The sequence below is a fragment of the Plantibacter sp. Leaf314 genome (assembly GCF_001423185.1).
Classification (GTDB): Bacteria; Actinomycetota; Actinomycetes; order Actinomycetales; family Microbacteriaceae; genus Plantibacter.
The window spans coordinates 1,302,013-1,327,247 of the sequence record NZ_LMOB01000001.1; the positions used below are offsets into that span (position 1 = coordinate 1,302,013).

The window sequence follows — 25,235 nt, forward strand, 5'->3', positions numbered from 1 at the left end:
CGGGTGTCAGGGGTGGTGGCGACGAGTCGGTCACCAGTCGGTGCCGTTGGTCTTTGCCAGGTCGTAGTACTTGCCGTCCGAGAGGCGGGTGAACCGGACGAACAGCGAGAAGTCCGTCTTGCCGTAGTGACGGGTGAACTGGGCGCTCCCGCTTGCTCCGGCGTCGACACTGGCGAGGGTGCTCACCACAGAGCCGTTCTCGTAGAGATCGAGTCGATAGGAGCCCGCCGGGAGGTCACTCCAATTGATGACCACGGGGTAACAGCCCACGCGTCCGTCGCTGACGCAGCGGATGGGACCTGGACCCTTGCTGATGTTGCCCTGAGGGTCTGGCGGTGGCGGGTCCTTGACCGTGACCTCAGCCGGGCCGCCCTCGGGACCGGTCCCACCAGGACCGGTTGCGGAGACGTAGAGCTGATACGTGCCCGCGGCAACGCCGTCCTGCGATGCACTCGTGCCCCCGGTAGACCCCTGGTACACGACGCTGGACCCCTTGACGAGACGCCAGGCGTAGGAGTCGATCTTGCCACCGGTGTCGGCCGGTGCGGACCAGCGCATGGACAGCTTGGCGGGAGCGTCGCCGGACGAGCTGAGCGACACGTTCTGCGGCGCGCTCGGGACGCCGTAAGCGGTTGCGGAGATCTCATTCGAGCCCGCGCTCGGACCGACGGCGTTCTCCGCGTAGGCGGTGAACGTGTAGTTCTGGCCGTTCGTCACGTCGAAGGTGCAATCGTTGCCGGGGGCGCACTGCTTCTCGCCGCCGCCGCTCCATTTGACCGCGTGGTACTCGATCGGTGAACCGTTGCTCGCCGGCGAACCGCCGACGACGACCGTGATCTTGCCGCTCTTCGCACTCTTCAGACTGAGCGAAGGAGGATCGGGCACGTCCTTCACGACCACGGTGATGCGTCCCTGGACCCGTCGGTTCGGGTCGTTCGTCGCATCCTGGATCGTGTAGATCACGCTCACCGTGCCGCTCTTGGACGAACCGGGGGTGACCGTCACCGTGCCGCCGGATATGGTGGCCGTCGCCCCGCCGGCCGGGGCGCTCTCCACGGTGGCGTCGAGCACCTTGAGCGGGGTGTCGGGGAACGGGTTGTAGTCGTTCGCGATCACGTTGACCGGCTCGGCCTTGTTCTTGCGGCCCTCCTCGACGCGGTCGTCGATGGCCCGCGGCAGCGGTCGCGTCGACGACACGACCTGCACCTGCACCGAACCGGGGATCGAGTACTCCTTGTACGTCACCGTGAAGTTCAGCGTCGCGGAGGTCCCCGGTTGCGTGCCCTGCGGCGCCGAGACGGACAGTTGCGAGCCGGACAGGGTGGCCTGGATGCCCGCCGACGTCCCGGTGAGGCCCTGATAGGACAGCGCAGCGAGGATCTTGGGGTTGGGGTGGTCGCTCGAGGCACGCAGGTCGACGACGATCGCCGGCTCGCCGGCCTCGACGGGGATCGTCACCGGGGTGAACGTCGGGGGCACGTCCTCGAGGTCGGGATCGCCGACGGTGATCGGCAGGGTGAGCAGCTTGCTCTCGCGGCCGTCGGTCGCCTCGAAGCTCACCGACGCCGGACCGCGGTAGTCCTTGGCCGGGGTGAACGTGATCGTCGCGTCGTCGACGTAGCTCGAGGTGCCGTTGCCGCGGAAGTTCACGACGCTGCCTTCGGAGGCGATCGTCACCGGTTTGCCGGACGGCGCCTCGGCGATGTCCGACAGCTTCCAGGTGCGCGTCTCGTTGACCTTCACGATCTGCTCCGGCAGCGGGCTCTTCATCCGCGGTGGCTCACCGTCGGTGGCCGCCGGCACGATGATGAACGCGGCACCGCTCAGCTGGGTCACCGGATCCGTCAGCCGGTAGGCGATCGCCTGCCGACGGTCGGTGAGCGTGACGCGGATCGTGTCGCCGTCGCGGACCTCGCCGGAGGCGGCGTTCGCGCCCTCGAGGCTCGGCTGCAGGTCGCCGACGACACCGCCGGGGTTCTGCGCACCGTCGAGCACGTCGACGTCGATCGTCGACTTGCCCACGATGTCGGAATCTTCGAGCACGTGGTCGTCGGCCTCGGGGTACTGCGGCTTCGCGTCCTTCGTCACCTTGACCTGGATGTAGGCGCTGTCGATCCCGCCCTTGCCGTTGGTGATCTGGTAGCGGACGGTGAAGAACGCCTCCTCCTCCGGCACCTCGATGACGACGCGGCTCTTGCTGACCTCGGCGGTCAGGCCGTCGTCGACCGACAGCAGCTTCGGCTCGAGTTTGAGCTTGTACCCGTTCGGGTCGGAGTCGTTCCCGAGCACCGGGACCGAGGCGACCTTGCCCGGCAACACCTCGACGTAGTCGTCGACGGCGTTCGGCTGCCCGTCGACCTCCGGCCGGCCGATCACGCCGATCTTGATCGTGCCGACGGCGACCGCACCGTAGGTGTCCTTCACGCGGTACTGGAAGGTGTCCGTGCCGGAGGAGTCGGGTGCCGCCTCGTAGACGAACCAGGTGCTCCCCTGCTCGATGACCCGGCCGAGGAGCGGCGCGGACGCGATGTCGTCGACGACGACGGAGTCGCCGTTCGGGTCGAGGCCGTCGAGCGGGACGTCGACACGGACCGTCGCGCCGGCGAACACGCGCGAGGTGAGCAACTGCGGGACGGGCGGCTGGTTGTTCTTCTTGTCCTCACCGACCACGTTGAACGTGACCGTGGCGGTGTCGGCCTCGCCGAACGTGTCGTAGACGCGGTAGGTGGTCGTGTAGGTGCCGGGCTCGCTCGGGGCCTGGAAGCGGACCTCGTCGTCGTCGACGAACGCGAGTCCTGCGGTCGGCGGGTCGACGAGGGTGCGGTCGACGAGCATGACGGCGGCGTCCGGGTGGTAGTCGTTCTCGAGGACCGCGACATTGGCGATGTCGCCGGCGCGGACGACGATCGCGTCGTCGGTGGCGACCGGCGCCTGATGTTTCGGCAACGGCGGCACGGGCACGACGGTCACGGCCGCCGTCGCCGTGGACGTACCGTCGGAGACCACGTAGGTGAATTGGAGCTGCCGCTCGATCGGCGCCGAGGACGAGACCCGGATGACCGCGCTGTCGAGGACTTCGACGGACAGCGAACCCGACTCGTCAGGCACGGAGACGGACTGCACGGCGAGGACCTGCCCACCCGGTGACTCGTCATTGGCGAGGACCGGGATCGTGATCGTCTCGTTCGGGCGGAGGTAGCCCTCGTCCTTCACCGCGACGGGTGGCCGCACATCGGTCGGCTTCTCAAGGACGTCCACGCGGATGAGCCCGATGCTCGACGCGATACCCGCGCCGAGCGTGTACTTGAGGTAGTAGGTGCCCGGCTCGTTCGAGGAGACGGTGACCGACTGCTTCTCGAGGCTCGGCGATGAGACGAGCCCGCCCTGCAGGGCGTCGACACCGATGAGGCCGAGCGGTGCGCCGCTCGGCGACTGGTCGTTCGCGAGCGGCAGGACCTGGGCGGACTCACCGACGAACGTCGACACGAAGTCCGGGGTACCGATCGGGCTCAAGGCACCGGCCGGCTGCACGTCGACCTTGAGCGTGCCCTCCGCCGAGGTCACGCCGTCGGACACCACGAACTTGACGTCGCGCGGGCCCATCTCGGGCGAGGCATGGGTGAACGTGACGAAGCCGTCCGGCGTGAACCGCACGAGGTCGCTGGATGCGGGCGACGCCGACTGGAGGAAGATGTCGTCGCCGTCGGGGTCGCGCCAGTCGGCGAGCACGTTGTAGGTGACCGTCTGCCCGGCCTCGACCGAGACCGCCGCCTCTCGATGGGACGTCGGCGGCTCGTTGACCTCCGGCGGCTTGATGGCGAGGCTCACGACGGCATCCGCCACACCACCAGGACGGCCGTCGTTCACGGAGTAGCGGAACGACGTCGTTCCGGCCACGAAGCCCTCGGCCGGGGTGAACTGGAGCGCCCGGCCGCCGTCGATGAATTCGAGCTTGCCCGTCTCCGCGGAGACGTCGCTCGTGTTCTGGATCGTGAGGACGTCGCCGTCCGCGTCGGAGTCGTTGTCGAGGAGCGGCAGGACCGTCGCGCGGCCCGGACGGACCCCGAACGCGTCGTCGCGGGCGATGGGCGGGCGGTTCTCCTCGGTGCGCTCGGCGAGGGTGTCCTCGAAGGACTGCTCGGACGCCTTCTCGTCGCCGTCCTCGCCGTCCTCCTCCTGCGGAGGCGTCACCTCGTCCCAGTTGTCGACGAGCCGCATGTTCGCCTGCACGAGCCAGGAGTTGCCGGTCTGGACGTTGTTGAGCGCGATCACCGAGCGGTTGACGCGGAAGACGAGCTGCTGCCCGATGGTCTCCGGGTTGATGTCCTCGATGACCGGCTTCTTGTCGGCACACTCGGCGGCGTAGCGGCTGGACGAGGCCCAAGCGCCGTGCATGCAGCCGTCGAGGTTGACCGGCGCCGTGACCTCGTCCGCACTCGTCGCCGCGGTGAGGACGTCCGCGTCGAGCACCTCCGGGTCGCCGCCACCGAGCGGGATGCGGACCAGGGAGTCACCGGTCGCGACGACGGCGCTGTCGTCCGTCGCCGAGGGCTCCTGGATCTTGAGCGGATCACCCGGAAGCTCGACGACCGAGCCGTCCTGCTTCACGAGGTCGCCGGATTTCAGGTCGAGGATGACCGCCTGCTCACCGGCGGCGCTCAGCTGGTAGTCCTTGAGCTTCGGGAGCTTCGACTCGGTCTTCGTGCCGTCCGGCAGGATCCGGTAGAGGCGTCCCTTGGCGGGCGCCACCGCGAGGATGGTGCCCGTCGAGGTGACGACCGCCTGTCCCGCCTTGCCGATGGAGACGATCGGCTTCGTCTCGGTGGGGTCGAAGCGGAGCTCGCCGGCGGCGTCGACCGACCAGAGCTTGCCCGTCTCCCCCGCGACGACCGACAGGCGGTCGCCGCCGTAGTGCACCGTCGCGCCGGTGGGCAGCGAGACCCGCTGGATGAGGCTCGTGAACGCCGGATCGATGCGCTCGAGCGAGGAGAGCGCCTTGTCCTGGAGGAAGACATCGTCGCCGTTCTGCAGGATGTCGGCGTTGTTCGACGCCGTCGAGACCGCGCCGTCGAGTTCGGAGATCTGGTCGTTGAGACGGCCGGCCAGGAGCGATTCGCCGTTCGTGACCCAGACGTCGCGGGACTCGAGGTCCACCTCCGTCACCGGGAAGCCCTGGTGGATGAGGGCCGCGGTCACGGGGACGGCGACGAGGACCGACAGGGCCGTGATCGAGGCCGCGGTCTTGCGCTTGCGCAGCCAGCCGCTCCAGTTGCTCACGATCCCCCAGATGTGTTCGGTCAACGCGCGGTCGAGCGACCGCACTGCAAACGCGGAGTCACTCTAACAAACAAGTGAGGCGTGGAAAACGGTTGCGAGGGTCAACCCCGGGCCGGTTGTCCCTCGTCGACCGCCGCCTGCTCGGCGTGGTCGAGGAGCGGCAGGTCGCTGGCGTCCACGAGGCGGGTCGACACGGCGTACTCGACGAGCCGAGCGCGGCGTCCGGTCGCGAGTTTGCCGGGCCCGCCGCGCAGCCCCTGGACGCCGAACTTGTCCAGTTTGTCGCAGACGTTGTCGAGCTTGCGGTTGAACGTCGTCTGGCTCCAGCCGAGCCGGGCCGCCGCCGCCGCCGAGGCCGGGATCTCCCCACGCCCAGGTGACGCCTGCCGGAGGACGTCCTCGGCGAGCGCCACGATCAGCAGGCGCTGGCTGCTCGTGAGATGGATCGGTCCGACCGTCGTCGTGCCCGCCGTGGTCGTCGAGAGCTGCGACGGGCTGAAGTACTCGAGGTCCGAGGTGATCGTGAAGTCGTAGGTCGTCGTCCCGGCACTGAACAGCACCTGGAGTTCGGGGAAGACGATCGGGAGACGCGCACCGGGGGCGAGCCAGGCCTGCACGTTCCCGGTGGTGTCGGTCACCGTCGCGGAGAGGGTGTTGCCGATGTTCGTGAGCCACCAGAGCCCGGCGTCGAAGGTGATGCTGAGGAAGGTGCGGTGCAGGAACGGGTTCTCGTCGACGACGAGGTCGCCCTCCCGTCCGATGAGGAACGGCTGCCGTGCGTCGACCTCGTACTGCTCGCCGCAGAACTCGACGCGTACCGCGGTCTTCCTCGTCGCCTCGTCCGTGGTCATCGTCTGCTCCCCTTGCTGTCCATGGTCGTCGTGTCCGTTCCCGCCGCGCTCGTCCGGCACCGTGTCGAGGTCACTGCTGTGAGCACATCTCGAGTGGGTCCGGTGAGGTGACGCCCGCTCGGACGATCACCACCTCGATGCAGAGCTGCGCGCCAGGGGCGCTCGGCTTGAGATCGACCGCGTAGGTCGAGGTCGGGACCTTCGGCGAGTCCTTGCCGCCGCTCGTCACCTGGTAGATGTACGTGTCGCCGTCCTTCGGGTCCGGATTGTCCCAGATGAACGTGACGACGCTGCCGTCCTCGCTGATGTTCACCCCAAACGCCTTCGGCGAGGGGACGTCGCTCAGCTGGATCGGCGCGCCGGTCGCCGCCGCCGTCGGTTTCGGGTCGGTGACGGCGCCCTGCCAGACGATGCCGGCGGCGATTCCACCGACGGCGAGCACCGCGACGCCACCGACCACGAGCCACCGCGTCAGGCGGCGGCGCTTGGCGAGCCGTACGGCGTCGTCCGTCGGGTCCGTCGTCGGTTCGGTCGTGGCCGGCTCGAGGCGGTCGCGACGGATCGTCTCGGACGGTGCCGAGGCGGATGCGCCGATGACGATGGGTGCCGAGGGCTGGATCGGTTGGACGAGCGGACCGGCCGACCGCACCACCGTCTCGTCGCCGAGCGCGGGCTGCACACCCGGCCGGGGCTGAGCCTCCACCGACGGCACCTGTCGGACCCGGGTCTCGTCGGAGGCGCTGCCGCTCGGGTCCTGCCGCGGGGCCTGCGACGGCGGTTGCACGAGGTTCGGGATGTCGATGGGCGTCGGCGCGTAGGCGAGTTCCATCTCGACCCGCTGCAACGCGCGGGCGAAGTCGACGGCGCTGTCGAAGCGGTTGGCGCGGTCCTTCGCGAGGCCCTTCTGCAGCGTCGCGACGAGTGAGGCGGGTGCGTCGTCACGCCCGAGCGGGGTGACGGTCCCTCGCTCGATGCGGCTGATAAGGTCGGCCGCGCCGTTCGACTGGCCCGGGATCTCGAAGGGCGTCCGTCCGGCAAGCAGGGTGTAGACCGTGGCGGCCAGGGAGAAGACGTCCGACCGGACGTCGGGTCGTGGCTCGTCCTCGAACATCTCGGGTGGCGACCACGGGATCGACAGACCGACCGTCTGCGTTCCGGAGGCCCCCGTCGAACCCACGTCCCCCGGGCGGCCCTCCACGGCCGACGGCACTTCGAGCTCGACGGCCTGGGAGATGCCGAAGTCGGTGAGTGCCGGCCAGCCGTAGGCGTTCGTGAGCACGTTGGCCGGCTTGATGTCGCGGTGCAGGATGCCGGCCGCGTGCGCGGTGGCGACCGCACTGGCGAGGCGGACACCCGTGCGCAGCGCGTCGGCGACGGGGAACCGGCGCAGCTTCGCCTGTTCGGCGAGGCTCGGCCCGGCGCAGTACTCCATGGCGAGGTACGGCCGACCGTCGGGTGCGACGTCCGCCGTGTAGATCGTGACGATGTACGGATGCGCCGACAGCTGCGCCATGAGGTTCGCCTCGGCGACGAACGCCTCACGCGTCTGCTCACTGAGGTGCTCGGCGAGGAGGACCTTGACGGCCACCTGACGCCTCGGCAGCTGCTGCTCGTACAGGAAGACGTCGGAGAACCCGCCCGCTCCGAGCTGTCGTTCGAACCGCAGTCCGGGGATGGCCGGCGGTTGTGAGGGGGAACGACGCACGTCAGCCCTCTCGGACGCGGAGTGCGACGCCGCCGCCGAGGTCGATGACGGTTCCGACGATCACAGGGGTCGACTCCCCCGGACGGAGGGACTGCGGCGCCTGGCCGGGGAGGACGACCTGGGTGCCGTTCCGCGAGTGCAGATCCGTGACGACGACCGTGCCGCCTTCGACCGCCACGCGGACGTGGCTCCGCGAGATGTCGTCGCCGGCGAGGGTGACGAGCGTGGGGACGACCGATGCGGGGACCTGGGAGACGCTCGGTGCCCGACCGAGGACGACCGGTGACGCGAGCGACTGCCGGGTGCCGCCGGGGAGCTCGAGGTAGGTGAGCGGTGTGGCCGCGGGGGTGGTGGACCGCGCGGGCGGGGTCTCCGCCGCGCGACGCGCACGGAGGGCCGCGAGGTCCTCCGCGAGGATGGTGTGGCCGTCGTGGTCGCCGAGCTCCGTCGCCTCCGCGACCGGGGCCTCGGGCGCAGCCGTCGCCGCAGCCTGCTGCTCGGCGGCCAGCTGGGTCGCCGCGCGTTCGGCGTCGCCGGCCTCGTCGACGGCTGCCGCGCCGACCGGACGGAGCACGGTCTGGCCGAACAGGAAGTCGTAGCCCTCATCGACGGGTTCCTCCGGGGGTGCCTGGGGCGCGTCCGGGTCGTCCTCGTCGTGGAAGAACTGGGTGTCGGAGACGGACGGGACGACGTGGAGCGGCTGTGCCGGCTCGACGGGCGATTCAGGGGCAGACTCGTCGTCGCCCGCCTCATCCTCAGGGGCGGCCGACGGCGACGCCACCGACGCGGCGGGCTCCGCCGGGGATGGGACGTGCGGGGCGGCGAGCTGCTCCGCCGCGGTCGGCGCGCTGGTCGACGACTCGGTCGACCGGGGCTCGTCTGCAGCCGGAGCGGGGACGGCGGCGGTCGCATCCTCGTCGAGCGTCGCCGTGATGGAGGTGGTCCAGACGGCGCCGGACCCGAGCGGCAGCCGTACACCGGAAGGGTTCGGCTGGTCGCTGCGGAGCGTCACGCTGACCGCGTCGGCGTGGTGCTCCTCGACCCAGGTGGTCGCCCGGGCGCCCAGGACCGTCTCGGTCCCGGCATCGCTCGTCACGACGGCTGCGGCGAGCCCGCGCACGATGACCGTCGCGCCCGACTCGTCCCACACGGCCGCCGCGAACGCGGGCGTGTTCGAGAGACCGCCGGCGGCGAGGCGGTCGACGATCAACGCGAGCGAGGCGTCGCCGGGGAGGTCTGCGGCGAAGGCCGCAGCCGCGGCGTCGTCGCCCTGGGCGTCGACCAGCACGAGCCTGCCGGGCGCCGCCACAGCGAGCCAACGGCGGACCTCGGCCGGTTCCATTTCGTACGAGTACACGGCCACTCCTCTAGCCTCGCGGCATCGTCTCTTCAAGATACCCGAGACCACCCGCGTCATCGTAGCCGGGCCCGCTGGACATGAGCGAGGTCGACACGACATCGACGACCAGCGCGGTCACGTTGTCGCGTCCGCCGGCAGCGAGCGCGAGCTCCACGAGGCGGTCTGCGGCACCCTCGAAGCCCTGCGAGAGGACCTCGGCGATGCCCTCGTCGGTGAGCTCGCCGGTGAGCCCGTCGGAGCAGAGCAGGAACCGTTGCCGTCCGGCGACCGGGAGCAACCAGACGTCCGGGTCGATGCCGGCCTCGACGCCGATCGCCTTCGTCACGATGTTGCGGTCGGGATGTTCACGCGCCTCCGCCTCGGTCAGGGAACCGGCGTCGATGAGCTCCTGGACGGCGGAGTGGTCGACGGTGATCCGCCGGAGCACGCCGTCCGTCCACGTGTAGACCCGGGAGTCCCCCACGTTGAAGACCATCCAGTGCAGATCGGTCTGCGGGGACAGCGCGACGAGGGCGAGACCCGCGACCGTCGTGCCGATGACCCCGTTCGGTGTCGGGATGCTCCGGATGACGGCGTTGGCCGCGACGATCGTCGTCACCACCGCCTCGGTCGTCGTGGGGGTGCCGACCGGGATGCCCCGTTCGAGCGCGGCGGCCACCTCCCGGCTGGCGACCTCGCCGCGTTCGTGCCCGCCCATGCCGTCGGCGACGACGAAGGCCGGAGCGCCCGCGTAGAAGGCGTCCTCGTTGAGCCGTCGGACGAGGCCGGTGTCGGTGCGGCCCTCGCTCCGCAGGACGTGGGTGGATCGGGGCGTCTCGATCGTCGTCATCCCGTGCCTCCCAACGCAGCGGGGAGGGTCGGCACCTCGCCTGGCCAGGATCCGTACCGGGCGTCGAGGTCGGAGCTGGACAGCTCCACGGAATCACCGCCGGCGTACTGCTCGGACGCGATGTCCAGCGTCGCGAGGATCGCGATCGTCGACTCGACGGTCTGCCCGGGGGCGTCAAACGCGAACCGCACGAACCGACCGCGGTCGAGCTCGTCCTGCGAGGCGAGCTGCGCGAGGGAGTAGTCCACCAGGGCGCCGGGGTCGCCGGTGAACGCGTCGGTGGCCGAGAGCGTCGCGGTGACGTAGGCCGTCGTGCCGTCCCAGGCGCGGGCGGCACGGAAGTCGGCGCCGGGGACCTCCGCGACCGCTTCCTCGACGGCCGCCAGGGGCCGCTCAGGGCTGCGGGTCGGGTTCCGCTGCGCCGTCGGTGCTCCGGTCCCGCAAGCGGTGAGGAGCCCCAACAGCACGACCGACACGGCCCCGGATCGGACGATGGTACTGATGCGCATGGAGGGCCTCACGGTCGGAACGGGCTGCGGAGGGGCGACCCGGTGGCAGGCCGCATTCGATCATCTCCGCGTAGGACTGTAGTCGGTCACCTGTTGATCACCGCTGAAGAAGCCACTCGCCGAGTCCAGGTACGACTCGACGCTCGGGTCTCCCGACGACGTCGTCTGATCCGCCATGATCTCGTACCGCTGTGCATTGTGGGCACCCGCGATCCCTGGATCCTGCTGTTCCGGATTCACGCCGCCGAGTCTCGGTGCATCACCCTGCACGGTCGTCCAGTTCGCCGAATCCGGGTTCCCCTGCCCGTCGAGACGCGCGACGGGGTCCTCGTTGAACTCCATCGAGAGGACCTGCACGTCGTCGGGGATGTCGAACCGGGCGATCGGTGAACCCGCGGTGACGACGTGGGTGACGTTGTACCCGAGATCAGGATCCGAGGCCAACAGCCCGGCCGTGATCCCGCCGAGACTGAAGCCCTCGAGCATCACCGGGTCCGTCGGCGAGATGCCGGCCGCAGCCATCGCGTCCTTCACCGCCTGACTGAGCGCGGTCTGTCCGCCCTGCATGGCCGCGATGTCCGAGGTGAGGTCGTTCGAGATCGCTCCGCCGTGCGGGTCCCAGACCTGCGTGCTCGGGATCTGCACGATCCAGCTCGGCGGCGGTCCGGCCGACTGGATCACGCGGATGTTGCTGAGCTCTTCCTCACCCTGGTCGATGTCGGCCGAGCCCTGCATGAGGTCACCGAGGTCGGTGACCGTCCGGTCCCGAGGCACGGCAAGCGGCTGCGTCGGGTTGTCCGGGTCCATGGCGAGGCCGCCCTGGCCGTCCTCGAAGAGTCCGAACCGGCCGCCACCACCGGCGATGGCCGCGATCGCCTGTTCATACGTGAGCGGCGGCCAGCCCTGGCCGGTGAGGACCGACATGAGCCCGTTGAAGCCGGGGACCAGGCCGGGGAGGAACGTGAGGCCGGCCAGGAGACCCGGGGCACCGTCGGTGAGGATGTCCGCGATCCAGGCGTTCTCGCCCAACCACTCGTTGGCGGCCTGAGCCGCGACCGGGGCGAGGTCCTGCAGCCTCGACAGCGCGTCGGCGTAGGTCGCCGCCGTCCGGTCGACGACCTCCTGCGGCGAGTAGGCGGAGACCGAGTTGGTCGCGAACGCTGCGGCGACTCCGGCGGGCGACAGCAACAACCAGGGGTTGTCGCCGATCTGATCCAGCGTCTGCTGGGCGCCCTCCACCAGCGAGTCGACCCCCTCGACGACGACGTTCACACCGGCGACGGTGAGCATCCACGCCCCACCGACCACCACCACGCCCGCCGCGATGACGAGGCCCACCGGCACCGCCAGGACGCCGATCACGAAGGCGACACCGTTGTGCAGCGCGACCGTCGCCGCGGCGATCATCTGGTCGGCCGTCTCGTACGCGACCACGGCGCCCTCGAGGAAGACGGCAGAGACGCCGGTCTCGGTCGCGACGAGCAGCAGGGAACCGGAGGCCAGCACGATGGCGCCCTCCGCCGCCGCCCCGGTCATCGGGGACAGCAGCATCGACTCGAGCAGATCGCCGTCGACGGCCTTCGCGGCGGCCGTCCCGGAGCGGCCGATGAGCTCGTTCGAGAGCGTGGCGAGTTGCTGGGCCTGCAGACGCATGTCGTCGAGCTTCGCGCCGACGCCGCCTGTGCCTCCGGAGACCGTGATGTCGCTCATGCCCGTGCTCCCTGGATCTGGGCCGCGATGGTGAGCACCTCGGCGACGATGTCCGCGCGCCGAACCGCCCGGAGCGAGACCCGGCTCGCCTCGGCGACGGCGGTCGGATCCGTGCGCGACGGATCGATGTCCGGGGTGTCGACCGTCACGGCCACCCACCCGTCGGAGCTCCGGAGCCAGGTGTCCGTCCACCGGCGTGCTGGACTTCCGAGCCGGGACAGCGCGTCGAGCCGGAACCCACCGTCGATGCGCTTGGCGAGTCCACCGAGGAGGGACGCGGCCTGCGGACTGTGGAGCTGCTCGACGACCGCGCCGACGACATCGGGTCGGTCCTGGCGGAGGGCGAGCACGAGCGCCTCGGCATCGGCGAGCGGGAGGACGACGACGTCCGTCGAGCGGCCTCGGGAGTCGGGGACGTCGTGCAGCGCGGAGAGTGGTCGGAGGAGTTGCTGTGCCAACCCGGCCGTGTCGAAGGCGCGGATCTCGATCGCGTCCTCATCGCGTGCGGCCGTGCCGTGCTCCGCGAGCGAGGCATCCGAGTGATCGACCCGCTGCGTCCGCAACAACGCCAGGGCATGCGCGCCGATCACGGAGACGGACTGGATCGCCGTCCGGTCCAAGGTCCAGCACGACGAGTCGACGGCCGCCGTCGCGAACTGGGGCATCGACAGGAAGGCGGCGAAATCGGGATCGACGTCGGCCGTGAGGTCGTCTGGAACGCCGCCGTCGCCGTGGGCGAGGAGTCGTCGCTCTCGGAGTCGGGCGACGGCTCGCAGCTCGCGCTCGCGGATCTCGTCTGGTGACACCTCGGAGCCCCACTCGGTGTGGAAGGCGTGGGGCAGCACGAGGTGCGGGGTCCGGTGCTCGAGCACGTGCAGCTCGTCGGCGGACAGGAGGAACGCGGCGGCGGCGGGAGCCGGCCGGGTGCGCGTGGTGGTCATCAGGGGGTCCATCCTCGGCTGCGGTAGAGGTCGGCGAGATCGAGCCAGCCGCGATCGCCGGGGCTGGGGAGCGACGGGGTGGAGGCGACGATGTCCTTCGCCTGGTGGACGAGGAAGTCCGGGACCTCCTGGCCGAAGAACTCGAACACCTTCGCGGCCCCGTCCTTCACGGTCTCGACGGCGCCGGAGACGAGGTTCACCGCGTCGTTCCAGCGGTCGCCCACCCAGCGGGCGGCGTCCTCGATCATCTGCTTCACGTGGTCGACCGCGGTCGCGTGCTCGTCGAGCTTCGTCGCGGCGTCGTCGAGTTGCGTCGCGGAGGTCTCGAGCGACACCGCCCGGGTGCCGAGCTGCTCGACGAAGGTGTCCGCGGCTGTCGAGGTCCACGAGAGCTCGGCTGCGGATCGCAGCTCGCCCGCCCTGCCTCGGACCTCGGTCGCGAGGGCCCGGAGCTCGGTCGCCCGGAGTCTGATCTGCTGGGTGTCGCCGTACACGGCTCGCTCCTCGTCGGTTCGTCGGTTCAAGGCTCGACAACGACCGCGCGCCCTCACCGACGAGGTGTCGGGAGGGCGCGCAGAGCGAAGCCGACGGTGGTGACTACTGGCCGGCGCCGGCGGCGAGCGCCGCGTCGGTCTGCTCGAGCGTGGTCACAGCGTTGTTGAGGTAGCCCGACAGCTTGTCGAGGTGCTGGATGGTGACCGTCGCGCTCTGCGTGAAGGCCGTGTAGGTCTCGTTGAAGGTGCCGGACGCGGTGTCGGTCTGGAACCCGGAGGACACGAGGTTGTTGATGAGGGTCTGCAGGCGGTTGAGCGTCGTCTCGACCTCGCCCTTGCCCGTCGTCAGGTTGACGGCGGCCTGCTTGATCTCGCTGTAGTTGACGTTGATGTTGGCCATGTCTCTTGCTCCTTCGTTGTGGTCACCGGCACCGTCGGTGCCTTCATCATGTAACCACAACGCCTGTCGGGAACACATGGGGAGCACTCCCCATGCCCTCCCCGCCGGTGTCTGTCGGCCCTCAAACGAGCGGGAACTCGGGGGCGATCGGCACCTGCACGCGTGACAGCGCACCACGGTTCGCGTACATCCCGCGCCCGGGCGGGAAGTCCTTGCGGGCGAGCCGCGGGAACGTGGTCCGGAGGACGAGGTCGCCCTCCATCTGCTCCGGTTGCAGGAGGATGCCGCGCCTGGCGCTCTTGATCTCGCCCATGAGTGGCCAGGACGACGACCAGCCGGACACCTCGTTCTCGGCGATCACCAGGTGGTCGCTGCGCTTGATGGCCTTGATCAGCTCGACGAGCGGCGGGTCGGCGATGCCGTTGAGGTAGTCGGAGATCGTCTCGATGACGACGACGGTGCGCGTGGTGACCGTCTCCGCCGCGATCGCCGCCGACAACGCCTTCGCCTGTTCGACGATCGTCTCCGGGGTGACGGCCGACTCGTCGAACCGCAGTTCGCGGAGCAGGTCCGAGCGCTTGGAACCGAAGTAGACGAATCGGGTCGCCGGGTCGAAGCGGCGCATGGCACCGACGAGCGCCGCGACGGCGTTCGTGCGGCCACTCCCGGGCGGGCCACCGACGAGGAAGGCACCGGAGGGGTCGAAGCCGAGCGGCGCGAGGTCGGCGTCGCCGATGCCGAGCGTCGGGCGGTCGCCGACGCGGTCGGGGAGCTCGCGTGCTTCGATCTCCTTCGGGAGCGCGCCGATCGGTGGCGCCGTGACCGTGGCGCCGGCCCTCGACATCGCCTCGGCGAGCTTGACGGTCGCGAGCGACTGCTCCGACAGCACCGGCGAGCCGCCCAGGATGGCCACCTGGACCTCGAGACCGTCGACGATCGCGCGTCCGGCGGGCGACTCCGGCCCGAGGACGTCCTTCGGCACGCCGAGGAGCTGGTACCCCGTCTCGTCCGCCAGCCGCAGCACCACGCGGCGTTGCACACCCGCGCTGATGTTCGTCGGCACGGACCCCGGCCGGTCGGCGGAGAACGCGATGTTCACGCCGAGCTGGCGACCGTCGGTGATGAGCTGCTGGAACAGCGTGTACCAGGAGGACAGCCCGAGAGTCGTCTCGTACTCCTGCCGGAAGGACTGGAACCCGTCGACGAGCAGCAGGATCCGGCGCTCGTCGTTCCGGCCGGAGACCCGGCGGTAGTCGGTGATGGAGGACGCGTTCGCCTCCGCGTACCGGACGCTGCGGTCGTCGATGATCTCCTTGATGTGCCGGAGCAACCGGATGACCCGCTCCTGGTCGTCACCGGGGATGATCGAACCGACATGGGGCAGCGCCTCCAGCATGCGCAGGCTCCCCGCGCCGAAGTCGAGGCCGTACACCTCGACGGGCCCACCGCGCGGCGTGATGCCGGCTGCCGTCGCGAGGGTGCGCAGGACCGTGCTCTTGCCGGAACCACCGGTGCCGAAGACGGCGATGTGGCCGTCGACGTCCGGGCGGAAGTACACGGGTCGCTGCTCCTGCGAGTCGGGCAGGTCGGCGACGCCGATGAGCAGTTCGGCGTCGGACCGCTGCCGGAGCTTGCTGAGGTCGTAGACGGGGGCCAGCTCGTCGAGCCATGGTCGCCGCGGCGCGGGGATCGACGCGCGGTCGGCGGCGGCGATGATGCTGGCGACGAGGCGCTGCTGGTCGGTCGGGCCGAGGTCGCGTTCCTCCTCGGCGTCCGCGGCTCGCGGCTCCTCCCAGCGGGTGTCGCCACCGAACCGCAGTTCGCGGACCTCGATGTCGGAGCGTTCGGGTTCGTCGCTCGTCCACCCGCCGGCGTACCCGGACTGGAAGATGCTCAGGCGCCCTGGCCCGGTCTTCGCGATGCCGCGGCCGGGCACGCCGGGGTCGAAGTGCGCCGCGTCCTTGACGCCGACGACGTCCTGGCTGTCCGACTCGTCGGCCATGCGGAGGGCGACCCGGAGGTTGGTGTTGGCGCGCAGGTTGTCCTTGATGACACCGGCCGGGCGTTGCGTGGCCATGATGAGGTGGATGCCGAGGGACCGACCGCGCTGGGCGATGTCGACGACGCCGTCGACGAACTCCGGGACCTCGCCGACGAGCGCCGCGAACTCGTCGATGACGAGGACGAGAGCGGGCGGCGAGTCCGGGTCGCCGCGCTTCTCGAGCTCCAACAGGTCTTTGGCCTTCTTCCGGTTGAGCAAGTGCTCGCGGAAGTGCAGCTCGGCGCGGAGGCTCGTCAGGGCACGGCGGACGAGGTGGGGGCTGAGGTCGGTGACGAGGCCGACGCAGTGCGGGAGGGTCACGCAGTCGGCGAAGGCCGAACCGCCCTTGTAGTCGACGAAGAGGAACGAGACGCGGTCGGGGCTGTACTCCGCCGCCATCCCGAGGACCCAGGCCTGCAGGAACTCGCTCTTCCCGGCACCCGTCGTCCCACCGACGAGCGCGTGCGGGCCTTGCGAGCGGAGGTCGAGGTGCATGGCATCGACACCGCCGGAGCCCACGGTCGCGCGGAGTTGGCCGGCCCGGCGGGGCTTCGGCGGAAGCCCGGGGGTGCGGTCGTGGATCGAGGAGTTCTGCCGCCAGCGGTCGACCACGGCGTCGCTCGACGTCGTCAGCTCCGAACCGAGCAGCGTCACCATCGAGACCGAACGCGGGAGGTCGCTCGAGTCCTCGACGAGGGCGCCCGCGTCGATCACCGAGGCCATGCGCCGGGCGTAGTCGAGCGCCGTCACGGGGTCGATGAACTCCGGACGGGCGTCGTCGACCGAGTACCCGAGTCGGACCATGCCGACGGTCGCGGGTGCGTCGACGCCTGCTCCGGCTTCGGGGACCCGCAGGAAGGTGCGGCAGGCGGCCGGCAGGGAGACGACCTCGTCGGCGATCCAGATGGGGAAGACGCCGGCGTCCGCGGCGATCTCCGCCAGCTGGACGAGCCGCGCGCGGTCGACGCCGACGTCGTCGGAGATGAGGAGCACGATCGCGGGGATCGGCGACTTCGTGCCGGTGTCGTTCGAGCTCTTCGTGCCGATGTCGGCACCGCGTTCCTGCGCCGCCTGCTTCTCGGAGATGGCACCACGGCGCGCGTCCCCCGCCCTGGCCGCCTGGAGCCGGGTCTGGACGAGTTCCTCGATGGCCGCCAGCAGTTGGTTACCGCTCGACACACTGTCGGCGAGGTGTCCGACGTCGAGCGGGCTGTTCGACGAGGAGGCGTGCGGCAGCCACTTCACCCACGACAGGGCGTTGGACCAGGCGGGCGACACGATGGCGGCGACGACGACCTCGGCCGGCGAGTGGAGCGCCGTCAGCTGCACGAGGATGCCGTTCACGGCGCCGCCGGCGGTCTGCGGCGACCCGGCGATACCGAGTGCGCCGGCGTCGTAGAGGTTGTCGATGATGGGGACGTCGGCGACCGTGGCGTACTCGTCCTTGAGCTTCTCGAGTCGCTCCTGGAACTCCGGCAGGAAGCTGTCGCGCGCCTTCGCCGACACCTCGTTCCGCGACGGCATGGTGCCGACGCCGAGCCGGAGGTTCAGGAAGGACCAGTGCTCCGGGCGGCGGGTCCACAGCAGCGGGCCGCGGGTGAGGGCGTGCTTCAGCGCCTCCGAGGTCGACGGCGCCTCGCGCATGCGGACGTCGTGCTCGATCTCCCGCTCCGCCGCGAGCTGCTTGCCGAGCGATTCGAGCCGCTCGTCGAAGATCTTGATCTGCTGCTTGAGCTTGCGCTTGTTCCGACCTCGGCCGGTGAAGTAGTTGCCGATGAGCATGAGCGGCGTCATGGCGATGAAGATGAGCGACAACGGGTTCTTCGTGAAGAAGTACATCGCACCACCGAGCAGCATCGGCGTGAGCATGCCGAGGAGCGGGAACGGCTGGTTCTCGCGCTCGGTCGGCGGCTCGGGGGCGGGGAACGTCTCCCCCGCGTACCGCTGCTCGACCCGAGGGGAGCGGTTGAAGTAGACGGGCCCGGCCTTCGGGACGACACCGGCGCGACCGACGGTCCCGGCGAAGCCGATCTCGACCTCGGTGTCGCCGATGAGCACGCGTTCCGGCTCGACCACCTTGAGCCGCGGGACGATGCCACCGTCGACGACGATGCCGTTCGCCGCGCCGAGGTCGACGAGTTCGATCTCGCCGCCGACTTCGAGGCGGGCATGCCGCTTGGACACGAGCGGGTCGTCGAGGACCACATCGCAGCTCGCCTCGCGTCCGATGGTCCAGCTTCCGGCCGGCAACGTGAACTCACGGCCGGCGTCGTCGCCCGACAGGACGCGGACGACGGCGACGGCGGGCGCCTGGCCCGTGCGCGCCGCGGAGTAGTAGACCCCGGCGTCGGCGAGTTCGATGACGGCACCGGAGCCCACCCAGGCCTCACCGATGGGTGCCTCGGGCGGGAGCGGGAGCGTCTCGGTCGACCCCGGCAGACGGGCGTGCAAGGTGAAGTCGGCGTTGGCGGAGTCGGGCCCCTGCGGATCGACGCGCGCGATCGTCGATGCGACCTCGGCGATGCTCGCCGCCGCATCGGTGGTCACGACGATGTCGGCGGACGAACCCGACGGCCTGGTCAACGTCAGCTTGATGCGCATGCAGGGTCCCCTTGGAGGTGCGGGCCGTTGGACACGGCCTCGATCAGCCTAGCGACGGGTGTCGGCTACTCGTCGTCCGCGACCGGTGCGGGTCTCACGATGTCGGCAGGGTCGGAGACCTGAGACGGTTCGGGGGCTGGTGAGAACAGGGCTATCGGCAGCTCCGCCTGGGAACAGTCCAGCCCTGGAACGCTTGCGTTCTCGACCATCAGCGTGCGATCCCCGCTGCGTTGGAGTCGGAATTCCACTCCGTGAGCTCGGAGTCGGGATGGTACTGCGCCGTCGGACGATGCCCAGTCATCAGCGAGGCACCCGCGAACGACTGCCGATGCGTCATCGTCGGCGACAACGACTTCGGACGGAGCGAACGGCGTCGGGCCGGGCGACACGACGCTTTCGTTCCCCGCGCGCACGCTCTCCCGAGCACTGGTGAAGAGTCGGGTACGGAGTTCTTCCCCGGTGGTGTTCGTCAGGACATCGAGCGAGAAGTCGTTGCGGTTCTGCGCGATCGCCTGCGCGCTGAGGGATGCTCGGGCTCCGACGACCCAAGTGTCCGATTCCAATGGCCCGGTCGGAGCTGATCCGGACCAGGTCGGGCTGGGCAGGGGTTGCTGTTTCGTCGGCGCGCATCCTGCGAGCACGATGACCGACATCAGCGCCAAGACCACGAGCGTCGTGCGCTCAACCTTCGGCATGGCCACGGAAGAGCGAGTATCTGGCATCAGCGTCACCGGCAACGCGGTTGAGGTCCAGCGAGCCATTGGGATTACCGGTGAACGCCTTATCGAAGTCGTCTCGGTGCTCCTCGACCCACGCATACTGTGCCACCGGGTCGCTGGCCGGCGGAGGCTCGACTCCGGGCACGGCTCCGAACTCGAACAGCGTCCTGGCGATCTGGATCTGCGTGCTCTGTGATCTCGTCAGGGCTCCGTCCGAGATCGCGGCTTCCACATCGTCATGGCTCCCGGCCCAGATGTCACTCACCGCCCCGGTCGCCGCGTCCGTCAACTGACCACGCACGTACCCAGCGCCCTCCGAGAGAAGCTTCTCGGCGAGCTCGTCGCCCACCGAGCCGATCAACTTGTCGAGCCCTGGAATCGGCAGCATGCCAACGCCCGTCTCGACGAGACCGATGGCGGAGTCCACGGCCTCGTCACGACGCGTGGCTGCAGCGAGATCCACGCCATCAGTGCTCCCCGCCAACACGTCCTGCACGAAGGCCAGCCTCGTCGCCGCATCCGCAGGTGCGTAAGCCCCAAGCTCAGTCGCGCCGATCAAGACATCCCTGTAGTCGTCGAGGACGATCGTCAGCGCTTCCGCGCCGCCGCTCGAGCTGCCGGCGATACCGAGGATCTGTGCCAATGCAGCTGGTGAGACGTTCGCGTAGGGAAGCTTCGCTACCGGATCACCGTTCGCGTCCACGGCGATACCGTACGCATTGATGTTCGCAATCGGGCCACCGGTAGAGGGACGCTCCCCGGAGGGGGAGACGATCGGGTCCTCGATCAGGCCGGGTATTTGCGGAGCAAGGGCCGCAGCGAGTTTCACTCCGCCGAGGTCGCTGACGTTCTCGATCTGGAAGTGGGGATTGCCTGGCCTGAACTCGTCCGGATCGGGGGGATACTGGCTGTCCTTCGGTTCGCCGACGAGCTGGTAGATGACATCGTGGCTCAGCTTTGCGGCCTGCTTCCAGGCATCTTCAGAATATGTCCCAGCATCCGTCGGACCGCCGGGAATCGACTCAGCACCCGCCCAGAGCGCGAGCACTCCCTCGAATCCGTCCAGTCCGGAATCCCGGCGACCGAACCAGTAGTCGATCCGGTTCGCTCCGAGCTTGTCGCTGTCGTAGGCTGCGCTCAGGTTCGGGTCGCTCGCGTACTGAGGACTGTCGAAGTAGGGATCGGTCTCGGTGCTCGTCAGCCAGTCCATGGCCGCCTCGGGGTACTCGCCGAGGGTGCTGAAGACGCGGGAGGTCCAATCGCCGAGGCGGTTGACGTCGTAACCCGCTTGCTCAGCTTCCGCGAGCGAGAGGAAGCCGTTCGGGCCCATGATGCCCTGGCCGGGACCGTACATCCCCGCGCTGGAGCCCGGGTTGCCGCGCTCCATCTCGTCAGCGATGTCCGCCAGTCCGACCGTGGTGGTGACGCCGATCGGGTTGCCCTGTTCATCGCCGAACAGGAAGGCCAGGCTGGTCCAGCTGTCCGTGCCGTGAACGGATGCGGAGCCGTCGTACAGTTCCTGGGCGAACTTGTCGCCGGTCTCCTCGTTCCAACGCTGTGAACCGACGGAGAGCCCGCCGCGGACCGACTGTGCGAGCAGCAGTGCCGCGCCGGGCGCCAACCATCCATCAGCACCGGCCTTGTCGATCGCGTTGATCAGCGAGATGACGTCCTCGCCACCCATGGCGAGATTCATCTTCGACATGACGACCGGGTCGTTGCCGTACAACGCGTAGAGCGACTGCAGTTTGGCAGCGTCCTCGGCGTCGTAGATCCCGTTCTTGGCGAGCTCGGAACCCAGTTCGGCCATGCCCTTGGCGATCGCGTCCGGGGTGAGGCCGGCGGCGGAGGTGATGCCGATGGCCGCGAGGGCCGCCTGCTGGGCGTCCCAGTTGTCGCCACCAGGCGTGGACAGTGCGGTGACAAGCTGGGCGTCGGCTTCCTCACGCTCTGTGGAGAGCGCTTCCAGGAGGCTTTCGGCCTTCGCCTTATCGTTCAGGGCCGTCTGGTGCTGCTCGTCGCGCAGCGCCTGCTGTGCCGGATCCGGCCCGCCGATGGCATCCATGTACTGCACCGTGGCCAGGAGGGTCGCCTGGACGATCGTCTCCTTGTAGCTCGTCGCACGCGTCCTGATGTCTTCGACGGTCGTGGTGTACGTGGCGATCGCCGCGCGGACCGCCGCCATCTCCGGAACCACCGCATTGATCTTGCCGATGGGCGTCGACAGGGAGTTGACCCAGGCGGTCGCGGCCTCTCCGCTCCAGATCGAATCGGTGATGCCACCCTGCGCCGTCACAGCGGTGTCGCGCGCCTCGGTCAGACTCGTCTCCGTCGTCTGGAGCGTCGTCGCAGTCGTCGCCAGAGACCCGGAGTCGATCTGACCGGGGGTGTCTGCTGTCCAGTTCGCCATCAGCCTTGCCCACCCAGTTGCGTATCGGTCGAATCCCACGTGCTGACGATGTCGCTCGCCGACTTCCCGGCCTCGACCATCGCCGAGCCGGCGAGGGAGACGTGCACCGACACCCACATCGCGAAGCTCTCCGCTGCGGCGGTCACGGCGCTGCTGCAGCTACCGGAGAAGTCGAGTGGGATGTTCTGCGGCAGGCCGGAGCCGCTCGGTGTCAGTGGCGCGGCGACGGAGAGGATCTCCGCCCCGTGTACGACGAGTGGTTGCTCGCTCATCATTCCCCTTCATGGAACCGGCGCAGCGGACCTGCACCGCCCGCCGGTTGCTCGTCCGGCGGGTACGTCGTTCAGCGTATCCGAGAGCGTCCGGCGCGACGATGGGGAGCACTCCCCATGCGCCGGAACGGCTTCACCCGGCGATCACCCGGATGGGGAACTCGCCGATCCCGATCGTCGAACCCGCCTCGACGACGTAGGCCTCACCCGGCTGGCAGACCGTGACGGCACCGGACGCGTCCGTGATGGTCGTGCCGTTCGTCGAGTGCAGGTCGGTCACCCGGAGCGACCGACGCCCGGGCACGACGGCCGTGTGCGTCTTGGAGACGGACATCCGCGGGTCGACGAGTGCCCGCAGTTCGGCGTCGGGCTGCTCAGGACGCGCCGACGGGTTGCGACCGAGGAGCACCGGCCCACGGAGCCGGATGCGTTCGCCGTCGGGCAGTTCGAGGGCGAAGTCGCCGCCCCGCGTCGACGAGGAGACGACCGTCGCGCCGAGATCGGCCTGGGGCGTCGCGACGGGGCCGTCGGGCGGCGGCGTGGGGTTCGACGTCGACGCAGGCCTGTCGGACCCGGGCGGTGCCGACGCGATCAGTCCGGGCGGGACGGTGATCTGGAGTTCCGGTGCCACCGAGGACGTCGAGGAGGCGTCCTGCGACGACTGCGGGATGGCCGCCGGCGGCTGGCGGAACTGCGGCGCACCGAGCGGTGGGGCGGCGACGACGGGGACGGCATTCGGCTCATGTTCCGGTCCCCGGTCCGACGGGGTGACGGCGGAAGCATACGGCTCCGGGGGCGCCGCCTGGGCATCGGGCGCCGGCACGTCAGGAGCCGGTGGCGCATCGACCGGCTGCGCGAGGAAGCTCGGCGCCTCTCCCGGAGGAGCGACGAAGGAATCGGTGCCGTCCGCGAGCTCGCCACCGGAGGAGACCGGCCACGCGGAGGCGACGGGCGCCGCACCGGTCGGGGTGGCGGAGGGCGCGGCGTCGGGCAGGGAAGACCCGCCGGTCGACGACTCCGCGGCGATCGGGGCGAGCTCGGTCCTCGCGCCGTGCACGCGCACCGTCGCCGACGCGCCCGGATCCGACTCGGCCACGAGCGCGGCCAGCGCGTGCAGGAACGCGAGGAACGGCTGCTCGCCGAGCAGCGTGCGCTGCCGTCGTTTCTTCTGGACGCCGTGCTGCAGGATGAAGGTCGCCGCTGCGGTCCCCCGGGCGGACGGGGCCGTCGTGATGGCGAAGGCGAGCAGCGGCGCCGGGTCGTCCACGGAGACCACGCGCAAGCGGATGTCGGCGTTCGTCCCACCGTCGATCGCGACGTAGTGCCTGGTCGTCTGCGCATCCGCGCCGGAGTCGGCGACCGCAGCCTGGACGAGCGCGACGAGCTCGTCGGCGGTGCCCGCCAGGTCGAGTTCCAGACCGGTGTCGGTCGGGTCGGGTGATCGCATCGGTGGTTCCTCCCCAGGCGCCGTCGGCCGACGGCAGCAACGCAACGATTATCGCGCAAGCGGCGCGTCGGCGCGTGAGCCCGCCGGGATCAGATGCCGCCGCGCTCCCACGGCCACCGCGGTGTCGGCCGGCCGCCGGTCGACGAGGTCGCCACCGCGGCTGCGGCGAGCACGATGACGAGCGCCAACACCCCGACGGTCACCGAGAACGGTCCCGTCAGCGTCGTGACCGCGAACGCGGCCGCATCGGCTCCGTCCCGACTCGCCACCGCATCGAAGATCCCGCCACTGACCCCGTAGGCGAGCCACGCGAGCAGCCCGGCCAGGACGGCCGATCCCACCGAGACGCGCACCGGCGTCCGGCGCGTCTCACGGATGATCGCCCAGAGCACCACGAGTGCGGCCACGACGACCATCAACGGGCCGGTCAGCGGCCCCGCGTCCGGGTCGGTCACCACATCGAGATCCGCCAGCAGACTGATGAAGCCGAACGCACAGACCACGAGCGCGACATAGGTGATCGCCGCGAACGGAGCGACCCACCAGGGCCCTGGCGCCCCGTGCTCCCGCTCGCGGTCGCGGTCGGTCATGCTCAGCGGGCGGTCGTCGGTCCGGCCTCGAGGACACGCTCGTACTCGGCGCGGGCCTCGAGGTTGGCCTCACGGACCTTGCGTCCGCGGGCGGCGATCCATCCACCGAACCAGACGGGGATCTCGCGGGCGACGACGAACGCGAGGACCGGTCCGAAGGTGAACGCGACGCCGGTGACTTCGGCGAGCACCTCGTCGACACTCAGCGTCCACGCGCGCTCCTGGATGAGGAACCCGCCGACCCATGCGAGGAAGACGACCAGCCCGATGATGAAGCCGCCGAGCACCCAGTGCACCCAGCCGGATCGGTTGACGATCGTGGCCGTGACCACCCAGGAGAGGAAGAACCCGGCGGTCGCCAGGAGGAAGGGCCAGCTGGTCGAGATCGTGATGAGGTTCTCGACGAAGGTGCCGTCGCCCTCGAGGACGAGCTCGAGGCCAGCGACGGCGGCTGCGTACAGACCGGCGAAGATGATGGTGCCGAGCAGACCGATGAGGATGCCGAAGCCGCGGTTGCCGCGGACCTCCGGCTCGGATGGCGCCTGGACGTAGAGCGGGAAGGCCTGCTGCTGCTCGGTCTCCGTCGCGGCGGCGGTGTCGCTCGCTCCGGAGCGCGCGACCGGTTCGTAGGCTGCCGCCGGGTAGGGGTGCGCGCCGATGTCGGCCTGCTGGGACGTCGCCGCAGTGGTCGACGTGGACGTGGTGTCGTCGTCGTCATCGACGTTCGAGTACGCGCGCTGCGGGGTGTGCGGGCGGTACGGGCGCGTCTCGCGGACACCGGCGTCGGCGTCACTGCGAGCTGCCGCGCGCCGGTCCTCGACGACCGGGTCGGCGCCGACGCCGTCCGCCGTCGTGATGGTGTCCTGCTGGACGGTGTCCTCGGAGAGGATGTCCCGCTCGACCACGGGGTCACCGCTCGCGGTGGTCGGACGGGCGGTACCAGACGCGGTCTGGGCAGCCGCCGGAGTGGTCGGGTCGGTCGACGATCCGGGCTCGGGGTTCTGGGTGCTCATCGCGTACTCCTTCGGCGGAAGCCTGTTCAGGAGCGCCCGCACGGCGCTCCGTCCGCCACGGTAGCA

Annotated in this window: 17 protein-coding genes; all 17 read right to left on the bottom strand. The window is 70.0% G+C overall.

The genetic code is table 11. The features are described 5' to 3' along the window. Positions 1-30: 30 nt before the first annotated feature. Positions 31-5,301, bottom strand: coding sequence for an Ig-like domain-containing protein (locus ASF68_RS06155; RefSeq protein ID WP_157580219.1), 5,271 nt, complete (start codon positions 5,299-5,301; stop codon positions 31-33). A 77-nt stretch (positions 5,302-5,378) separates the two neighbouring features. Then, complete coding sequence (locus tag ASF68_RS06160) at positions 5,379-6,128, bottom strand: hypothetical protein (RefSeq protein ID WP_056008192.1); 750 nt, start codon at positions 6,126-6,128, stop codon at positions 5,379-5,381. A gap of 70 nt (positions 6,129-6,198) precedes the next feature. Further along, positions 6,199-7,833 carry a serine/threonine-protein kinase gene (locus ASF68_RS06165; protein ID WP_056008195.1) on the bottom strand — a complete coding sequence of 545 codons (1,635 nt, stop codon included), beginning with the start codon at positions 7,831-7,833 and terminating at the stop codon, positions 6,199-6,201. 1 nt (position 7,834) lies between these two features. Further along, positions 7,835-9,190 carry an FHA domain-containing protein gene (locus ASF68_RS06170; RefSeq protein ID WP_157580221.1) on the bottom strand — a complete coding sequence of 452 codons (1,356 nt, stop codon included), beginning with the start codon at positions 9,188-9,190 and terminating at the stop codon, positions 7,835-7,837. A gap of 10 nt (positions 9,191-9,200) precedes the next feature. Continuing rightward, on the bottom strand, positions 9,201-10,022 hold the full coding sequence (locus ASF68_RS06175) for a PP2C family serine/threonine-protein phosphatase (RefSeq protein WP_056008201.1): 822 nt from the start codon (positions 10,020-10,022) through the stop codon (positions 9,201-9,203). Next, entirely contained in the window at positions 10,019-10,531 is a 513-nt protein-coding gene (locus tag ASF68_RS06180; RefSeq protein WP_056008204.1) for a hypothetical protein, read from the bottom strand. Before ASF68_RS06180 ends, ASF68_RS06175 begins: the two co-directional genes overlap by 4 nt. Positions 10,532-10,591: 60 nt before the next feature. Continuing rightward, positions 10,592-12,241 carry a hypothetical protein gene (locus tag ASF68_RS06185; RefSeq protein ID WP_056008207.1) on the bottom strand — a complete coding sequence of 550 codons (1,650 nt, stop codon included), beginning with the start codon at positions 12,239-12,241 and terminating at the stop codon, positions 10,592-10,594. Then, positions 12,238-13,182 (bottom strand): hypothetical protein, encoded by a 945-nt coding sequence (locus tag ASF68_RS06190; protein WP_056008210.1) that lies wholly within the window; start codon positions 13,180-13,182, stop codon positions 12,238-12,240. The genes ASF68_RS06185 and ASF68_RS06190 overlap by 4 nt, the downstream gene beginning before the upstream one ends. Then, entirely contained in the window at positions 13,182-13,733 is a 552-nt protein-coding gene (locus tag ASF68_RS06195; RefSeq protein ID WP_327078809.1) for a putative T7SS-secreted protein, read from the bottom strand. Before ASF68_RS06195 ends, ASF68_RS06190 begins: the two co-directional genes overlap by 1 nt. Positions 13,734-13,779: 46 nt before the next feature. Then, positions 13,780-14,076 (bottom strand): WXG100 family type VII secretion target, encoded by a 297-nt coding sequence (locus tag ASF68_RS06200; RefSeq protein WP_056008215.1) that lies wholly within the window; start codon positions 14,074-14,076, stop codon positions 13,780-13,782. 121 nt (positions 14,077-14,197) lie between these two features. Beyond that, positions 14,198-18,718: an FtsK/SpoIIIE domain-containing protein gene (locus ASF68_RS06205; protein ID WP_056008217.1), complete on the bottom strand. Its 4,521-nt coding sequence runs from the start codon at positions 18,716-18,718 to the stop codon at positions 14,198-14,200. 65 nt (positions 18,719-18,783) lie between these two features. Continuing rightward, positions 18,784-19,413 carry a hypothetical protein gene (locus ASF68_RS18670; protein ID WP_235526815.1) on the bottom strand — a complete coding sequence of 210 codons (630 nt, stop codon included), beginning with the start codon at positions 19,411-19,413 and terminating at the stop codon, positions 18,784-18,786. After that, entirely contained in the window at positions 19,400-21,847 is a 2,448-nt protein-coding gene (locus tag ASF68_RS06210) for a hypothetical protein (protein ID WP_056008220.1), read from the bottom strand. Before ASF68_RS06210 ends, ASF68_RS18670 begins: the two co-directional genes overlap by 14 nt. After that, a complete protein-coding gene (locus ASF68_RS06215; RefSeq protein WP_157580223.1) occupies positions 21,847-22,119 on the bottom strand; it encodes a hypothetical protein in 273 nt (90 codons plus the stop codon). Before ASF68_RS06215 ends, ASF68_RS06210 begins: the two co-directional genes overlap by 1 nt. A 133-nt stretch (positions 22,120-22,252) precedes the next feature. After that, the gene (locus tag ASF68_RS06220; RefSeq protein WP_056008225.1) at positions 22,253-23,566 is read right to left on the bottom strand and encodes an FHA domain-containing protein; all 1,314 of its coding nucleotides are present in this window, start codon (positions 23,564-23,566) and stop codon (positions 22,253-22,255) included. Positions 23,567-23,655: 89 nt separating this feature from the next. Next, positions 23,656-24,156, bottom strand: coding sequence for a DUF6121 family protein (locus tag ASF68_RS06225; protein ID WP_056008228.1), 501 nt, complete (start codon positions 24,154-24,156; stop codon positions 23,656-23,658). A gap of 2 nt (positions 24,157-24,158) precedes the next feature. Beyond that, entirely contained in the window at positions 24,159-25,169 is a 1,011-nt protein-coding gene (locus ASF68_RS06230) for a hypothetical protein (RefSeq protein WP_056008231.1), read from the bottom strand. Between the last annotated feature and the right edge of the window lie 66 nt (positions 25,170-25,235).

What these genes read in the sequence shown, in the direction of transcription:
- ASF68_RS06160 (WP_056008192.1), bottom strand. Translation starts at nt 6,128, where the DNA reads ATGACCACGGACGAGGCGACGAGGAAGACCGCGGTACGCGTCGAGTTC.
- ASF68_RS06175 (WP_056008201.1), bottom strand. Translation starts at nt 10,022, where the DNA reads ATGACGACGATCGAGACGCCCCGATCCACCCACGTCCTGCGGAGCGAG.
- ASF68_RS06180 (WP_056008204.1), bottom strand. Translation starts at nt 10,531, where the DNA reads ATGCGCATCAGTACCATCGTCCGATCCGGGGCCGTGTCGGTCGTGCTG.
- ASF68_RS06185 (WP_056008207.1), bottom strand. Translation starts at nt 12,241, where the DNA reads ATGAGCGACATCACGGTCTCCGGAGGCACAGGCGGCGTCGGCGCGAAG.
- ASF68_RS06190 (WP_056008210.1), bottom strand. Translation starts at nt 13,182, where the DNA reads ATGACCACCACGCGCACCCGGCCGGCTCCCGCCGCCGCCGCGTTCCTC.
- ASF68_RS06200 (WP_056008215.1), bottom strand. Translation starts at nt 14,076, where the DNA reads ATGGCCAACATCAACGTCAACTACAGCGAGATCAAGCAGGCCGCCGTC.
- ASF68_RS06205 (WP_056008217.1), bottom strand. Translation starts at nt 18,718, where the DNA reads ATGCGCATCAAGCTGACGTTGACCAGGCCGTCGGGTTCGTCCGCCGAC.
- ASF68_RS18670 (WP_235526815.1), bottom strand. Translation starts at nt 19,413, where the DNA reads ATGCCGAAGGTTGAGCGCACGACGCTCGTGGTCTTGGCGCTGATGTCG.
- ASF68_RS06210 (WP_056008220.1), bottom strand. Translation starts at nt 21,847, where the DNA reads ATGGCGAACTGGACAGCAGACACCCCCGGTCAGATCGACTCCGGGTCT.
- ASF68_RS06215 (WP_157580223.1), bottom strand. Translation starts at nt 22,119, where the DNA reads ATGAGCGAGCAACCACTCGTCGTACACGGGGCGGAGATCCTCTCCGTC.
- ASF68_RS06220 (WP_056008225.1), bottom strand. Translation starts at nt 23,566, where the DNA reads ATGCGATCACCCGACCCGACCGACACCGGTCTGGAACTCGACCTGGCG.
- ASF68_RS06225 (WP_056008228.1), bottom strand. Translation starts at nt 24,156, where the DNA reads ATGACCGACCGCGACCGCGAGCGGGAGCACGGGGCGCCAGGGCCCTGG.
- ASF68_RS06230 (WP_056008231.1), bottom strand. Translation starts at nt 25,169, where the DNA reads ATGAGCACCCAGAACCCCGAGCCCGGATCGTCGACCGACCCGACCACT.